Annotated in this window: 13 protein-coding genes; 7 read left to right on the plus strand and 6 right to left on the minus strand. The window is 73.0% G+C overall.

The features are described 5' to 3' along the window. The first annotated feature begins 337 nt into the window (after window positions 1–337). A complete protein-coding gene (locus tag G5C62_RS03930; protein WP_241175685.1) occupies window positions 338–1,948 on the plus strand; it encodes a glycoside hydrolase family 13 protein in 1,611 nt (536 codons plus the stop codon). Window positions 1,949–2,005: 57 nt separating this feature from the next. Here the strand turns inward: G5C62_RS03930 and G5C62_RS03935 are convergent, their stop codons facing one another. Next, entirely contained in the window at window positions 2,006–2,437 is a 432-nt protein-coding gene (locus G5C62_RS03935) for an Lrp/AsnC family transcriptional regulator (protein WP_036341527.1), read from the minus strand. A gap of 197 nt (window positions 2,438–2,634) precedes the next feature. Here G5C62_RS03935 and G5C62_RS03940 point away from each other — a divergent pair, with 197 nt between their 5' ends. Next, complete coding sequence (locus G5C62_RS03940) at window positions 2,635–3,627, plus strand: citrulline utilization hydrolase CtlX (RefSeq protein ID WP_164700014.1); 993 nt, start codon at window positions 2,635–2,637, stop codon at window positions 3,625–3,627. A gap of 102 nt (window positions 3,628–3,729) precedes the next feature. On the opposite strand, the gene G5C62_RS03945 is transcribed toward G5C62_RS03940, so the two are convergent. The 3 genes from G5C62_RS03945 to G5C62_RS03955 all read right to left on the minus strand — a co-directional run bounded on the left by G5C62_RS03945 (window position 3,730) and on the right by G5C62_RS03955 (window position 5,805). Continuing rightward, window positions 3,730–4,623, minus strand: coding sequence for a F510_1955 family glycosylhydrolase (locus tag G5C62_RS03945; RefSeq protein WP_241175686.1), 894 nt, complete (start codon window positions 4,621–4,623; stop codon window positions 3,730–3,732). An 88-nt stretch (window positions 4,624–4,711) separates the two neighbouring features. Next, window positions 4,712–5,302 (minus strand): DUF305 domain-containing protein, encoded by a 591-nt coding sequence (locus G5C62_RS03950; protein ID WP_164700015.1) that lies wholly within the window; start codon window positions 5,300–5,302, stop codon window positions 4,712–4,714. A gap of 86 nt (window positions 5,303–5,388) precedes the next feature. After that, window positions 5,389–5,805, minus strand: coding sequence for a hypothetical protein (locus tag G5C62_RS03955; protein ID WP_164700016.1), 417 nt, complete (start codon window positions 5,803–5,805; stop codon window positions 5,389–5,391). Between the two features lie 339 nt (window positions 5,806–6,144). Here G5C62_RS03955 and G5C62_RS03960 point away from each other — a divergent pair, with 339 nt between their 5' ends. Further along, the gene (locus G5C62_RS03960) at window positions 6,145–6,327 is read left to right on the plus strand and encodes a heavy-metal-associated domain-containing protein (RefSeq protein ID WP_241175687.1); all 183 of its coding nucleotides are present in this window, start codon (window positions 6,145–6,147) and stop codon (window positions 6,325–6,327) included. A 165-nt stretch (window positions 6,328–6,492) separates the two neighbouring features. Here the strand turns inward: G5C62_RS03960 and G5C62_RS03965 are convergent, their stop codons facing one another. Together G5C62_RS03965 and G5C62_RS03970 are read right to left on the minus strand one after the other, a co-directional pair. Beyond that, the gene (locus G5C62_RS03965; protein ID WP_164700018.1) at window positions 6,493–8,295 is read right to left on the minus strand and encodes an FAD-dependent monooxygenase; all 1,803 of its coding nucleotides are present in this window, start codon (window positions 8,293–8,295) and stop codon (window positions 6,493–6,495) included. Window positions 8,296–8,439: 144 nt separating this feature from the next. After that, complete coding sequence (locus G5C62_RS03970) at window positions 8,440–9,249, minus strand: discoidin domain-containing protein (RefSeq protein WP_164700019.1); 810 nt, start codon at window positions 9,247–9,249, stop codon at window positions 8,440–8,442. A 296-nt stretch (window positions 9,250–9,545) separates the two neighbouring features. On the opposite strand from G5C62_RS03970, the gene G5C62_RS03975 reads away from it, so the two are divergent. From G5C62_RS03975 to G5C62_RS03990, 4 genes are all read left to right on the plus strand, one after another. Further along, a complete protein-coding gene (locus G5C62_RS03975; RefSeq protein WP_241175688.1) occupies window positions 9,546–9,710 on the plus strand; it encodes a hypothetical protein in 165 nt (54 codons plus the stop codon). A 513-nt stretch (window positions 9,711–10,223) separates the two neighbouring features. Next, on the plus strand, window positions 10,224–11,441 hold the full coding sequence (locus G5C62_RS03980) for an MFS transporter (RefSeq protein ID WP_164700020.1): 1,218 nt from the start codon (window positions 10,224–10,226) through the stop codon (window positions 11,439–11,441). 466 nt (window positions 11,442–11,907) lie between these two features. Further along, window positions 11,908–12,681, plus strand: a complete 774-nt coding sequence (locus G5C62_RS03985) for a hypothetical protein (RefSeq protein ID WP_164700021.1) — start codon at window positions 11,908–11,910, stop codon at window positions 12,679–12,681. Window positions 12,682–12,736: 55 nt separating this feature from the next. Then, complete coding sequence (locus G5C62_RS03990; RefSeq protein ID WP_206330456.1) at window positions 12,737–13,390, plus strand: haloacid dehalogenase type II; 654 nt, start codon at window positions 12,737–12,739, stop codon at window positions 13,388–13,390. Window positions 13,391–13,857: the final 467 nt, after the last annotated feature.

Below are 13,857 nucleotides of genomic sequence, written 5' to 3' on the forward strand. Positions count from 1 at the left end.
ACGGAGGTCCTCCCCGGCCTGCACGGATGAAGACCCCTTCGCACGGCGGCGATGACGACCCGGCTGCACGGGCTCTCCGCCGCTCGAGCGCCCTGGAGCCCGGTCGAGCAGCACCGACGTCCGCCTTCGGCCGCCGAGGTCGGCACCGTCGTCGCGTCATGCGCGGGCATCGAGAGCGTCCACCGCCACGCAGAGACGGGAACCGGGACCAGGGGCGCGAAAGGCCGCTGCCGTTGGCGAGATCCGCCAGAGACCACGCCGGCCGTTCGTGACGCGCACCACACAGTTCGCCGGCTCGACTGCCGATGTTGTCCACATGTCACGTCGGCTCGCAACGATGCGGACCTCGACCGAGCAGCAGGTCGCGGCCCAGCGGTCCCCGTCGCCCTGGTGGCGGTCAGCCGTGGTCTACCAGGTCTACCTGCGCTCCTTCGCCGACAGCAACGGGGACGGGATCGGTGACCTGGCCGGGCTGCGCTCGCGGTTGCCCTACCTGTCCTGGCTGGGCGTCGACGCCCTCTGGATCAACCCGCACTACCCCTCCGGCGGGGCCGACGGCGGCTACGACATCTGTGACTACCGGGCGGTCGACCCGGACTACGGCGACGTCGCCGACCTGGAGGCCCTGGTCGCCGACGCCCGCCAGCTCGGACTGCGCGTCGTGCTGGACGTCGTCCCGAACCACACCTCCGACCAGCACCCCTGGTTCCAGGCCGCGTTGGCCGACCCGGACTCCCCCGAGGCCGCCCGCTACCACTTCGCCCCGCCGTCGGAGGAGCCGCCGAACAACTGGCGCTCGCTGTTCGGCGGCCCGGCCTGGTCGCGCACGCCGGACGGCCGGTGGTACCTGCACCTGTTCGCCCCCGAGCAGCCCGACCTGAACTGGCGGGACCCGGCGGTCGCCGCCGACTTCGAGAAGACGCTGCGGTTCTGGCTGGACCGCGGGGTCAGCGGGTTCCGGGTCGACGTCGCCTACGGCCTGTTCAAGGACGCCGACCTGCGGGACAACCCGGGCGCCTACTCCCCCACCCTGTTCGGCCACGGGCCGGAGCAGGCGATGACCTGGAACCAGCCCGAGGTGCACGACGTGTGGCGCCAGTGGCGGTCGGTCTGCGACGAGTACCCCGACACCATGCTGGTCGGCGAGGTCTGCCTGGCCGACCTGGACGAGGTCGCGCTCTACTCGCGGCCCGACGAGATGCACCAGTCGTTCTCCTTCCGGCTGCTCAAGTCGCCGTGGGAGACCGCGGCGTTCGCCGACGGCGTGCAGACGGCGCTCGACGCCTTCGGTCGGGTGGGCGCCCCGGTGTCCTGGGTGCTGGGCAACCACGACAAGGACCGGCAGGTCACCCGCTTCGGCGGGGGCGCCCTCGGCACCGCCCGCGCGCGGGCCGCCGCCCTGCTGATGCTGGCGCTGCCCGGGTCTGCGTACCTGTACGCCGGGGACGAGCTGGGGCTGCCCCAGGCCGTGGTGCCGGACGAGGCGAAGACCGACCCGATCTTCTTCCGCAGCGGCGGCGAGCGCGCCGGCCGGGACGGCTGCCGGGTCCCGATGCCGTGGAACGACTCCGCCGGTGTCGGCTTCTCCCCGGACGGCGCGGCCGAGCCGTGGCTGCCGATCCCGGCCGAGTGGAGCGGCTACGCCGTCTCCAGTCAGACCCGGGACGGCGGCTCGATGCTGACCCTCTACCGGCGGGCACTCGCCCTCCGCGCGGCGCACCCGGCCCTGGGCTCCGGGGACGCCACGGTCCGCACGGACGGCGACGTCCTCACCGTCCGCTGCGTCGGGGACGAGGAGACCGTGCGCTGCGTGGTGAACATGGGCTCGGCCACGGTGCTGGTCCGCGCCCGCGGTGAGGTGCTGCTCGCCTCGACGTCGCGGGTGCATGCCTCGGCCGGCAGCATCGCGCTGCCACCGAACACCGCCGTCTGGCTCACCGAGGACTGATCCACCGGCCCCGTCGCAGCCGGCTGCTGGCTCCGGTGGCGTCGGGCCGGCCGCGGGTCAGCGCAGCACGGAGGACAGCAGCAAGCTGGTCTCGCTGTTCACGACGCCGTCGATCGAGCGGATGCGGCCGAGCAGCCGGTCGAACTCCATCAGGTCACGGGTGCGGACCTCCGCCACGAGGTCCCAGCCCCCGTTGGTGGAGTGCAGCGCATCGATCTCGGTGAAGCCCCGCAGCCGGCGGATCACCGCATCCGTCGAGCGACCCTCCACCTCGATCAGCGTCACCGCCCGCACCTCACCCGCGACCGCGTCCTCCCGCGCCCGCACGGTAAAGCCGACGATGACGCCCTGCGCGACCAGGCGGTCCATCCGACTGGTGACCGTGGCCCGGGAGATCCCGAGCCGGCGGGCGATCTCGGCGACGGGTGCACGGCCGTCCTCGCGCAGGACAGCGAGCAGTCGGCGATCGAGCTCGGTCAACGCGGTCATGCAGAAAGCCTAATCACGACGCGAAATCTGCTCAGCTGGCCGCCGGAGATCGAGCTGGATGTTCGTTGCGCGTGCACATCGCACGTTCCTAGCCTTAAGATCAACCCTGACAGGAAGGCTCGGATGACCTCGCTCGTCGACGTCCCGCACCGCTGGGCCGCCGCCCGTCGGATCACCGTCGACCCGGTCGGAGCCTGATGGCAGTGCCCGTGCAGGCGCCGGGAGCCGTCGTGCTCATCCGCCCGCACCGGTTCCGCCCCAACGAGCTGACCCGGGTCGACAACGCCTTCCAGTCGCTGCCCGCCGGGCCGGACCCCGCCGCCGTCGCCGCGCAGGCCCGCGACGAGGTGACCCGGCTGGCCGAGGCGCTGGAGTCGGCGGGGGTGGTCGTACACTTCTTCGAGGACCACGCGCACGACCGCCCGGACAGCGTCTTCCCGAACAACTGGCTGTCGACCCATCCCGACGGCCGGGTGGCGCTCTACCCGATGTTCGCCGTCAACCGGCGCAGCGAGCGGCGAGCCGACGTCGTCCAGCTGCTCCAGGAGCGGTACCGCGTGGACCAGGTCGTAGACTTCTCCGGCATGGAGCGGGACGGGCTGTTCCTCGAGTCGACCGGGGCGATGGTGCTCGACCACCAGGAGCGGGTCGCCTACGTCTCCCGCTCCCACCGGGCACACCCCGAGGCGCTGGAGCGGTTCTGCGCCACGTTCGGCTACGAGGCGGTGCTGTTCGACACGGCCGACGCCGAGGGCCGGGCGGTCTACCACACCAACGTGCTGATGTCGGTGGGCAGCGCAGTGGCGCTGGTCGGGCTCGGGATGATCCGAACGCCCACCGACCGGGCCCGGGTGGCCGACCGGCTGGCCGCGACGGGGCGAGACGTCATCGAGCTCTCCGAGCAGCAGGTCCGCGAGTTCGCCGGCAACGCCATCGAGCTGACCGGCCGGGACGGGCCACTGCTCGCGCTCTCCGCGCGGGCCGCCGCCAGCCTCACCCCGGCTCAGCGCCGGCGGATCGAGGCCACGACCCAGCTGCTGCCGGTGGCCGTGCCCACCGTCGAGCTGGCGGGCGGATCGGTGCGGTGCATGATCGCCGGGGTGCACCTCACGCCACGACCGGCGACCCTCCCGCGCGGGCCGCTGTTCGGAGCGCAGCCAGGAGCGGTGCGGGTGCCCGTCGCCCCCTGACCCAGCCGTCCGGCGTCGCCGACCTGCTGTCGCACCGCCGTTCGCCACCGCCACGCCGACCACGAGGCCGAGCCCGAGCGGGCGCTCGTCCACGAGCCGGCGTCAGCGCGCCAGCAGCGTCTCGAAGGTCCGTCCGCCGTCCGATGACTCCAGCACGGCGGCGGTGGTGACCACGACGATGCGCACCTCCTCGCCGTCCGACGTCGCCGTCACGGCCTCGGGAGCCGAACCCAGCTCCGCCACCTCGTCCCAGGTCAGGCCCCGGTCGGCGGTGACCCAGACGGCGCCGGCCGGAGTGGCGCCGATGGCCGAGCGCTCGTCGACCCAGGTGGCCACCTGCAGCAGGGGCGCCCCCTCGACGGACGACCAGGAGGACCCTGCGTCGGTGGAGCGGAGCAGGCCCTGCTCCGTGGTCGCCAGCACCTGCATTCCGTCCGGGGACGCCGCGAGCGTGTGCGGCTCCGCGGGGATGGGAAGCGGCTCCCAGGCGCGGCCGTCCTCGCTGAACAGCAGCGAGCCGTCGAAGCCGAGGACCCCGGCGTCGCTGACCGTCAGGCCGTGGAAGTCGGACTCCTCCTGCCGGGACAGCGGCGACCAGGTACGGCCGGCGTCGGTGGTCTCGATCAGACCGACCGGGTTCGGCAGGTCGGAGTGCAGCCCCGGGTGACCGGAGGCCAGGTAGTGGTCCGGGCCGACGACGGTGAAGCCCATCAGGTCGATCGTCGGCCCGACCGGGGTCACCGCCCCGTCGGCGACCTCGACCAGGCCCTCGTGGGTCGCCACCAGCACCGAGCCGCTGCCCGGGTCGATGCCGACGCCGTGCACGTGGCTGGTCGGCAGCCGCCCGGTCGCGGTGGCGACCGCGGTGTCCGGTGCTCGGTCGGAACCGGACGACGAGCACCCGGTCAGAACGGCGACGAGGAGCACCGAAACGGAGGCGGCGGGCGACCACCACTGGGCAGGACGGCGGCGGGCAGGGCAGGGCAGAACGGACATCAGGTCTCCTGGGGATCACGGGAACAGCGGGCCGGGCGCGGACGAGGGGCGGGGGCGGCGGACCCAGCTGCCGCCCCCGCCCCGGCGCTCAGCCGCCGAGCTCGTCGAGCAGGCGCTGCATCTCCTCGATCTCCTGGGTCTGGGTTTCGGCGATCGCCCGGGCCAGGTCGACCGCCTCGTCGTCCTGCCCCTCGTCGATCTCCGTCCCGGCCATGACGACGGCACCGTCGTGGTGCTCGATCATCGACTGCAGCCACATCCGGTCGAAGTCGGCGCCGGCCGGGGGCATGTCCGCCATGTCCATGCCGTCCATGTCCATGCCGCCGTGGTCCATGCCGTCCATGGAGTCCGGCTCGACCGGCTGGCCCCACTCCTCCAGCCACCCGGTCATGAGGTCGATCTCCGGTTCCTGCCCGGCCTCGATGCGCTCGGCCAGGTCGCGGACGCGCGGGTCCTCGGCACGGTCGACGGCCACCTCGGCCATCGTCAGGGCGCCCTCGTGGTGCGGGATCATGCCCTGCGCGAACGCGACGTCCGCGTCGTTGAACCCTTCGGCCTGGGCAGTGGCGCTGCCTGCGTCGGCGGCGGAGCCGTCCTCGCCGGCGCAGCCGGTGAGGACGACGGCGCCGGCGATGAGCCCACCGGTCAGGCGGGCGAGTCGTGCGGTGGTGCGGGTCATCGAGATGTCTCCTGTCTACCTGCGGATGAGGGCATGCCGGTGCTCCCCGTGCCAGCAGAGGTGCTGACGGGGTGGGGGCACTCGGCCTAGATCCGCAGGAGGCAGAGCGACGCGAGATCCGGCGCCGGGGCGGGCCGGTGGAGGTGCCGGAGCACGCGCAGCGACGGCGGCGGGCCTCGCAGCAGGAGGGTGAGCCGCCCGCGCCGGAGCGCCGCGACGCCCACGCAGGTCAGTACTGCGAACAGCACCGCCAGGCAGAGCGTCCAGATGTCCGCCCCATGAGCCGGCATGCCATCGGGGGCCGAGTCGAGCGGCATGGCTGCGGGCGCGGCGACGGGGTGCATCCCGTCGGCCGACCCCATGACGGCGCCATGGTGGGAGTCGAGCGAGGCTGACGCGGCCAGCGGGGTGTGGGGCGAGTCGACCCCGCCCATGCACTGCACGCCGTGCATGGCCAGGACGGCGGCCACGGCGAGCAGCGCCCAGATCAGCCGCCCCCGCATGACACCCCCGATCGTCCCCGCCTGCGTGGACCTGACCAACGGTCCGCCGACGCCTCGACGCTACCTGCGTGGAATCGAGATGGTCCGCACAACCGTTCAGGCCGTGTGGCATATACCCCCGGGGGGTACTATTGTCGGGGTGTGGGCACGAGCTCGACAGGAGCAGTGACACTCAGCAGAGAGGGCCCGGAAGTGGCTGTTGAGAGCATCGAGATCACGCGTCGCGGAACGCCTTCCGTGGCATCGGGCGGCTGTGGCAGCTGCAGCCCGGCTGCTCCGCAGCAGGCGACCACGCCCCCGGCCGGGATGCAGGCGACAGCGGCGTACGGGGTGGATGGCATGACCTGCGGACACTGCGCCGGCGTCGTGACCTCCGCGCTCCAGGGGCTCCCCGGCGTCACCGACGTCCTGGTGGACCTGACCCCGGGCGGGGTGTCCACCGTGACCGTCACCTCGACCGCACCCGTGTCCGCCGAGGACGTCGACACCGCTGTGCGCCAGGCCGGCTACCGCCTGGCCTGAGCAACGCCGTCACCGGGCACCCACCCCGACGGGCAGGTACCCGACCGCCGTCGGAGCCGCTGCCCCGGAGCCGTCCGGACGACCACGGGAACCCTGGCCGACGGCCCAGGCGACTGGCTCGTCCGAGCCTGCGGTGCGGCCGAGCCGCACCGCAGGCTCCTGCTCCTAGACCTGACTGAGGTCGCGCCCGAGGACGGCGCCGAGCGCCGCGGCGAGCCAGTCGGCGGCCTGCTGCTCCGACGGCGGTGAGGACGGGTACCGGGCGGCGACGTACCCGTCCGGCCGGACGAGCAGGACGCCGCCGTCCTCGACTTCCCGCAGGTCGGCCCAGGTGCCGTACGGGTCCTCGACGGGCTGACCCGGCCCGATCGAGACGGTGGTGATCGACAGCCCGGCCTGCTCGCCGAGGGTGCGGGAGGCTGCGAGCCACGCCTCCCCGCCGATGCCGGTCAGCACGCTGAACCGGCCACGGCCGACCAGGTCGAGGGTGGAGGTCTGTACCCCGCCCCGGGTGACCCAGGTGTGCGGCAGCTTGGCGCCGGGCCAGGTGGTGGGCTGGGCGTACAGCTCGGGGTCCCGCCGGTACTCCGGCATCGGCGTCCCGTCGGGGACCACCGCGGAGCTGGCGTACCGCTGGTTGTGCTCGACGCCGTGGGCGTCGAACTCGTGGGCCTTGTAGGCGATGGCCTCCCGGACGGCGGCCCGGATCTTCTCCCCCTCCGCGCCCGGCGCCTTCCACAGCGCGAGCTGGCGTTCGAGCGCGTCGGTCTCGGTGTGCTCGAGGTCGAGGGCGCTGAGGATCTTCCCGGTGTCGGCGATGCTCTGGTTGGCCCGCTCGACGACCTGCCGGGCGATCGGTGCGCGCTCGGCGTCGTAGGAGTCCAGCAGCGACGGGTCCGCCGTCCCGGCCACCACGTGCGCGAGCTTCCAGGCCAGGTTGTAGGTGTCCTGGATCGAGGTGTTGGAGCCCAGCCCGTTGGTCGGGGGGTGCCGGTGGATGGCGTCGCCGGCGCAGAAGACCCGCCCCCGGGCGATCGTGGTGGCGAAGTGGTGGTTCACCGTCCACGGGGAACGGGACTTCACCCGCATCTCGAAGTCGTCACTGCCGACCAGCCCGACCGCGAGCTCCCGGACCACCTCGTCGCTGAGGTCCGGCGGGCCGCCGGCGACCTCGTAGCCCCACATGAGCATCCACTCGGTCCACGGCTTGATCATCCGGAGCACGCCGAGGCCGACGCCCTCCTTCTCCGCGCCGGGCTGCAGCATCCAGTAGAGGACCGACGGGCGGTGCGCGACGAAGCGGGAGAGGTCGGCCTCGAAGACGATGCTCAGCGCACCACCGACGGCGCCGGGGCCCTCGTAGGGCAAGTCAAGGTCGGCGGCGACCTGGCTGCGTGCGCCGTCGGCCCCGATCAGGTACTTGGAGCGGACGGTGTACGTCGTGCCGGTCAGCCGGTCCTGCAGCGTGGTGGTGACGCCGTCGTCGTCCTGGACATGGGAGACGTAGCTGGTGTCGAACCGGACCCGCGCCCCGCGGTCCTGCGCGGCCTGCACCATGATCGGCTCGGTGATGGTCTGGGGCGCATCGAGCATCGCGCACGGGCTCTGCAGCTCGTAGTCGGCGTGCCGCACCGTGTCGGTGCCCCAGGACGGGACCCGGCCGAGCTCCTCGCCGGCGAGGCTGGTGCAGAAGGTCGTGTTGCCCATGAACTCCCAGGGCGTCGCCTCCCGCATGAGCCGCTCCTCCAGACCCACGTCGCGCAGCACCTCCATCGTGCGCTGGTTCGTGATGTGCGCACGCGGGGTGTCGGACAGCCGGCCATACTTGGTGACCAGCAGCGTCGACGTCCCGTAGGTCGCGAGGAGCAGCGCCGCGGCCGCCCCGGCCGGGCCGGAACCCACGACCAGGACGTCGGTGGCCACGGCGGGCTCTGCGGGGGCCGAGGCGTGCGGTGTTGGCACGGTCATCGAGTTCCTCTCTCGGATGCGAGACGGCAGCCGTCCGCCCGCGGACGGGCGTCGCAGCGGTTCAGCCGGGACTGTGCCATGCGTCACATCGGAATGGTCGAGCTCGGCGGCGACGTCCTGGGCCTGCGCCGTCGCTGCAGGCGATCAGGGCGCCCCGTAGACCTCGATCTCGGCCGCGCCGGTGTTGCCGCCACTGCTCTGCTCAGCGTCAATCTCCAGCACCTGCCCCGTGAACTCGGCCTCGTTGACGGTGAACGTGGTGCCGGTGTCGAACGGGCCGTAGGTCTCCCCGCCGTCGACGGTCACGGTGAAGGTCTCCACGACGGACGTGCCGTCGCTCATCGACCGGCTCCGCAGCGCCACCCCGACCACGTCCACCGGTCGACCCAGGTCGATCGTGATCGACGCATCGTCGCCGTCGCCGTCGCTGGACCACTCGGTCGCCAGGTCACCGTCGACGGCGTTGGCTGCGGCGAAGGCGTCGGAGAACACCGAGCTGACGTCGACGACCTCTGTGCCGAGCGCGACGTTCTCACCCGGCGTGCTGGGCGCCTCAGCAGGCGGGGTCCGGAAGCTCATCAGCTCGCTGCGGTAGAGGTTGCCGTCGGCCCCTGATCCCTGCACGCGGTAGAAGTACTCGCTGTCGGGCTGCAACCCGCTCATGACGGCTTCGTGGTCGGCGTGGGCCCCACCGCCCATGTCGACGTCGGTCGCGATCCCGTCACCGAGGGACTCGTTCCTCCCGAACACGACAGCGCAGGCCATCTCGAGGTCTGTCGAGACCTGCAGGGTGGCGAACGTGCCGGATGGGTCGGGCAGCACCACCGGATCCTCGACGAACGCCTCCTCGGCCGCGAGCACCTCCGGGCCCGTGGCCGTGGGATCTCCCGATCCGCCGCACCCTGACAGCAGCACGGCGACGCCCGACGCGGGGATCAGCAGGGGTCGGAGCACGCGGGATCTCATGCGCGGTCAACGGCGGCCGGCCAGGCGCCGTTCCTGCAGCCACGCTGCGGCCGCCCAGACAGACCCCCGCCCCAGACCGCCGGCCGTGTCGCCTCGGTTCCGATGTCGAGGTCCTGACCGCTACGGCCTCGGCTCCGGTCGTGCCGAGCCAGTGGCGCCCAGCCCCGCCGAGCCCGCGGTTGCGGCCGCGAGGAGCAGGACCGCACCTAGGTGGGAGACGGCTCGGATCCCGAAGAGGTCGGCGATCAGCCCACCGAGCAGGAGCTCGCCCAGCGTCAGCCCTCATGAGACGTCGCGTGGTGGTGACCGGCCGGGACGCCGCAGGCGGCAGTGCCGCATCTCAGGCCAAGAAGCGGCAGCCTGACCTCGACGTGGTGATGTTCGAGCGCGGCTGGGCGACCTCGTACTCCGCCTGCGGCATCCCGTATCGGCGGCACGGTGGGCAGTGAGGCCGAGCTCATCGCCCGCACTCCCGACCAGCACCGCGCCCTTCCCTGTGAGCAGACCGGCAACGTCGGCACCGTCCAGGGCAGCACGTGGCAGGTGGCGCTCGACGCGGGTTGGACCGACGCCGAGCTCACGAGACGTCGGCGCACGTCGCGCTCGACCTCTTCACCAACTACTTCAACCAGCTGGTGCAGACCGACCTGGACCTGTCGCCAGCTCCGCCTCTCTGAGTCGACGTGCCACGAGACCCTCCAACGCAGCAGAACCCGTGAGCCGGGGGCTGACCAGGTCGAGTTGTCGCCGTGACCGATGTCCTCGCAGTAGGGCCATCCGTGAACTCTGCGCCGCACCGATGGACGTCTCGACGGGCAGGGACCGGATCGCGCGGCCGGCGGACTCGACCTCCATCGAGACAGCAACTGCGGAAGCGTGTCGCCCGGCTCGGGTATGAGCTCCACGGGACATAGGCCACCGAAGGGAGCGGGCGCCACGTGACGGACGCACGGCAGCCGGGGATGCGCTCAGTGCTGAGGCAACCGGGCTTCCGCCGGTTGTGGGCGGCTCGGACCGTGAGCCAGTGGGGCGACGTCTTCAGCTTCGTCGCCCTGGCCATCCTGATCTACCGGCTGACCGGCTCAGGTCTGGGCGTCACCGGCGTGGTCGTCGCCGAGATCATCCCCGTGCTGCTGATCGCTCCGGCGGCCGGCGTCGTCGTCGACCGGCTGCCCCGCGTCGCGGTGATGATCACCGCCGACCTGCTCCGCGCGCTGCTCGCCGGCGTCCTCGTGATCTGGCACGACGACCCGCTGGTGGTCTACGCGGTCGCGTTCGGCCTCTCGGCCGGGGCGGTGTTCTTCAACCCGGCCGCCAACAGCGTGCTGCCCTCGCTGGTCAGCGACCGGGAGCTGGTCGCGGCCAACAGCGCGGTCTGGACCGCGGCCGTGCTCTCGCAGATCCTCCTCGCGCCGCTGTCCGGGGGGCTGGTCGCCCTGGTGGGCCCGGGCTGGGCGTTCGGCGTCAACGCCGCCAGCTTCCTCGTCTCCGCGCTCGCGCTGCGCGGCCTGCGGCCGCCCGAGCCGCCGCGCGAGGTCGGCCGCCGCCGACTGCTCACCGAGGCCCGCGCCGGCGTGGCCCTGGTCGGCAGCGACCGACTGCTGCGCGCTCTGGCCATCGGACAACTGCTCGCCGCCCTGTCCGCCGGCGCCACCAGCGCCCTGCTCGTCGTCCTGGCCGCCGAGCACCTGGCCGCGCCGGCCAACGCCTACGGGATGCTCGTCGGCGCCATCGGCGTGGGCGCCGCCCTCGGACCGACCCTCCTGCTGCGGCTCATCCCCGACCCCCGCCGCCCGCTGTACGTCTTCGGCCCCTACGTCCTGCGCGGGCTGGTCGACCTGGTCCTCGCCTCGGCCCGTTCCCTGCCCATCGCTGCCGCAACCCTGGCCGTGTACGGCCTCGGCACCTCCACCGGCGCGGTCACCTTCAACAGCCTGCTCCAGTCGCACGTCACCGACCGCACCCGCGGACGGGTCTTCGCCCTCATGGACCTGCTCTGGCAGGCCGGACGCCTGGCCAGCCTCGGTGTCGGCGGGCTGCTCGCCGACACCATCGGCATCCGCGCCGTCTACTACCTCGGCGGCGTCCTCCTGCTCCTCGCCGCCGCCCTCGGCTTCGCTGCCACCCGCGGCACCCGGCCCACCGCGCGACACGACGAGGGATCGCCGGGCGACAGCTGAGCTGAGTCCGACCACGACCGCCGGCCGCTCCCTGCGCGGGCTTCCGAGGGCCCGGCGACCGTCACCCCGCTCGACCAAGGACGGAGTCGACCACCGCCCGGGCCGCCGCCCGGCCGGGTACCCCCACGGCTGTTGTCGGAAATCCGCGGTCGGGGTGGACTGCCCAGGCGGCAGACCGGGCATGGCCCCAGGCGGGGCACGTCGTCGGAGGGGGACCGCGGAATGGGGACGACCGGGTCACGACAACGCTCGGCCGGGCCGCCGGCGGCGTCCGTACCACCCTGGAGCGGACGAGCCGGCCGGCCGAGTTCCCCGGCCGCGGAGCGAGTCAGCGGCGATCTGCGGCGGGGCGCCGGCAGCTTCCCGCAGCGTCACCGGGTCGCAGATCGCACCGCACTGGCCGCGAAGACCGCGGCCGACCAGTTCCAGCAGGTGGAGTACGGCCGCCGGGAAGGAGGAGGTTCCGGTGGGCGCTGACGCCGACGGGCTCGTGGGCTACCCGATGGTCGAGGAGGCCGACGCCACCGGCGCTGTCGCCGCCGTCTACGCCGACCTCTTGGAGTCCATGCCGTTCGTCCCCAGCCTGTTCAAGTCGCTGGCTCTGTGTCCGGGCCATCTCCTGCTCGCCCACGAACAGGCCGCTGGAGTGCTGTCGCACCCGTCGTTCGCCGAGGCAGCGCAGCAACTGGTCGCCTCGGTGCAGGACGCGGTGAGGCCGCCCGCCGACGCCGAGGTGCGGGCCGCCCTGGCGGAGTTCGCCGAGCCCCTGAGCCGGATGCTCCTGCTGGCCGCCGGCCTGCGGATCGCACTCGACGGTGACCTCGACGCACCGCCCGCAGCCGGGGAGGCACCCCAGCCGCGCCCGGTGCGGCCGCGGAATCCGGCGCCGTCACCACAGGACGCCCCGGCCCCCAGGCTCTACGGCCGGATCCGCGCCGAACTCGAGACGCCCATCATCAACAGCATCTGGCGCAGCCTGGCCGGACGCGGTCTGCTGGAGGCCGCCTGGAACGACCTGGGCCCCCAGGTCCCCGCCGCACGTGCCACCGCCGACGGTCTGCAGCGGCGGGCGGTCGAGGCCGCCCGGCGGCTGCCCTGGCAGGTGGCCGCCGACCCCGCCGCTCTTGAACAGGCCGGGCTCGGCGACGCGCGCCCTGGCATCGCTGACGTCCTCGGCGCCTACCTCACGACCCTTCCCCGAGTCCTCGTGCTGGTGGCCTCCAGCACCGAGCACCCATGACCGCCGCCCCCACGACCGATCACCTCCCGGGAGTTCCGATGCCCCCTCGCCGTCCGTGATCGTCTTCGACGTCAACGAGACCCTGTCCGACATGAGCCCGATGGCCCAGCGGTTCACCGATGTCGGAGCCCCGGCACACCTGGCCAAGCTGTGGTTCGCCACCCTGCTGCGGGACGGGTTCGCCCTGACCTGCGCCGGCGCATCGCACTCCTTCGCCGAGGTGGGGACCGACGCCCTGCGGACCGTGCTGCACGGCGTGGACCTCGACCGCGACGTCGACGCCGCAGTCGACCACGTCATGAGCGGCTTCACCGAGCTGGCGGTCCACCCCGACGTGCCCGACGGGATCCGGGCCCTACGGGCTGCGGGACGGCGCCTGGTCACCCTCACCAACGGATCGACCCAGGTCTCGGAGAAGCTGCTGGGCAGTGCGGGCATCCGCGACCAGTTCGAGGCGCTGCTGTCGGTCGAGGACGCCGGCGCCTGGAAGCCGGCCAGCACCGCCTACGAGTACGCCGCCCGGACCTGCGGAACCGACCCGGCCGACATGCTGCTGGTCGCCGTGCACCCGTGGGACATCGACGGCGCCGCCCGCGCCGGCCTGTCCACCGCGTGGATCAACCGCACCGGCACCCCCTACCCCGACTCCTTCACCCCGGCGACGCTGCGCGCCACCGGCCTCACCGGCCTCGCCGACCAGTTGTCCTGACCGTCAGGCGCTGACCTGCACCTCGAAGGCCCGTCCGACGACTTCAGCAGGGCATCCGTCGTGACGACGACGACGCGTTCCCCGTCGCCGTTCGACGCCGCCACGGCCTCGGACGCAGCGTCCAGCTGAGCGACTCCCTGCCAGGTCAGGCCCCTGTCGGCGCTGGACCAGCGAGCGCTGAGGGCGCATGACCTTCCGGGGATCGGTGTGACAGCGGGCTGAGCGCGGCGCAGGTCGGGGGCGGAGAACCCAGCCGCCGCCCCCGCGGCACGTCGGCTCAGCCCCCGAGCTCGTCGAGCAGTCGCTGCATCTCGTCGATCTCCTGCGTCTGGGTCTCGACGATCAGCCGGACCAGCGCCCAGATCCGCCGCCCTCGCATGACACCCCCCATTCAGCCCGCCGTCGTGGACCAGCCCGACGGTCCGAGGCCCACGACGCCACCTGCTCGGACGCGAACCCGCCCCTCC

The sequence above is a fragment of the Modestobacter sp. KNN46-3 genome (assembly GCF_011039295.1).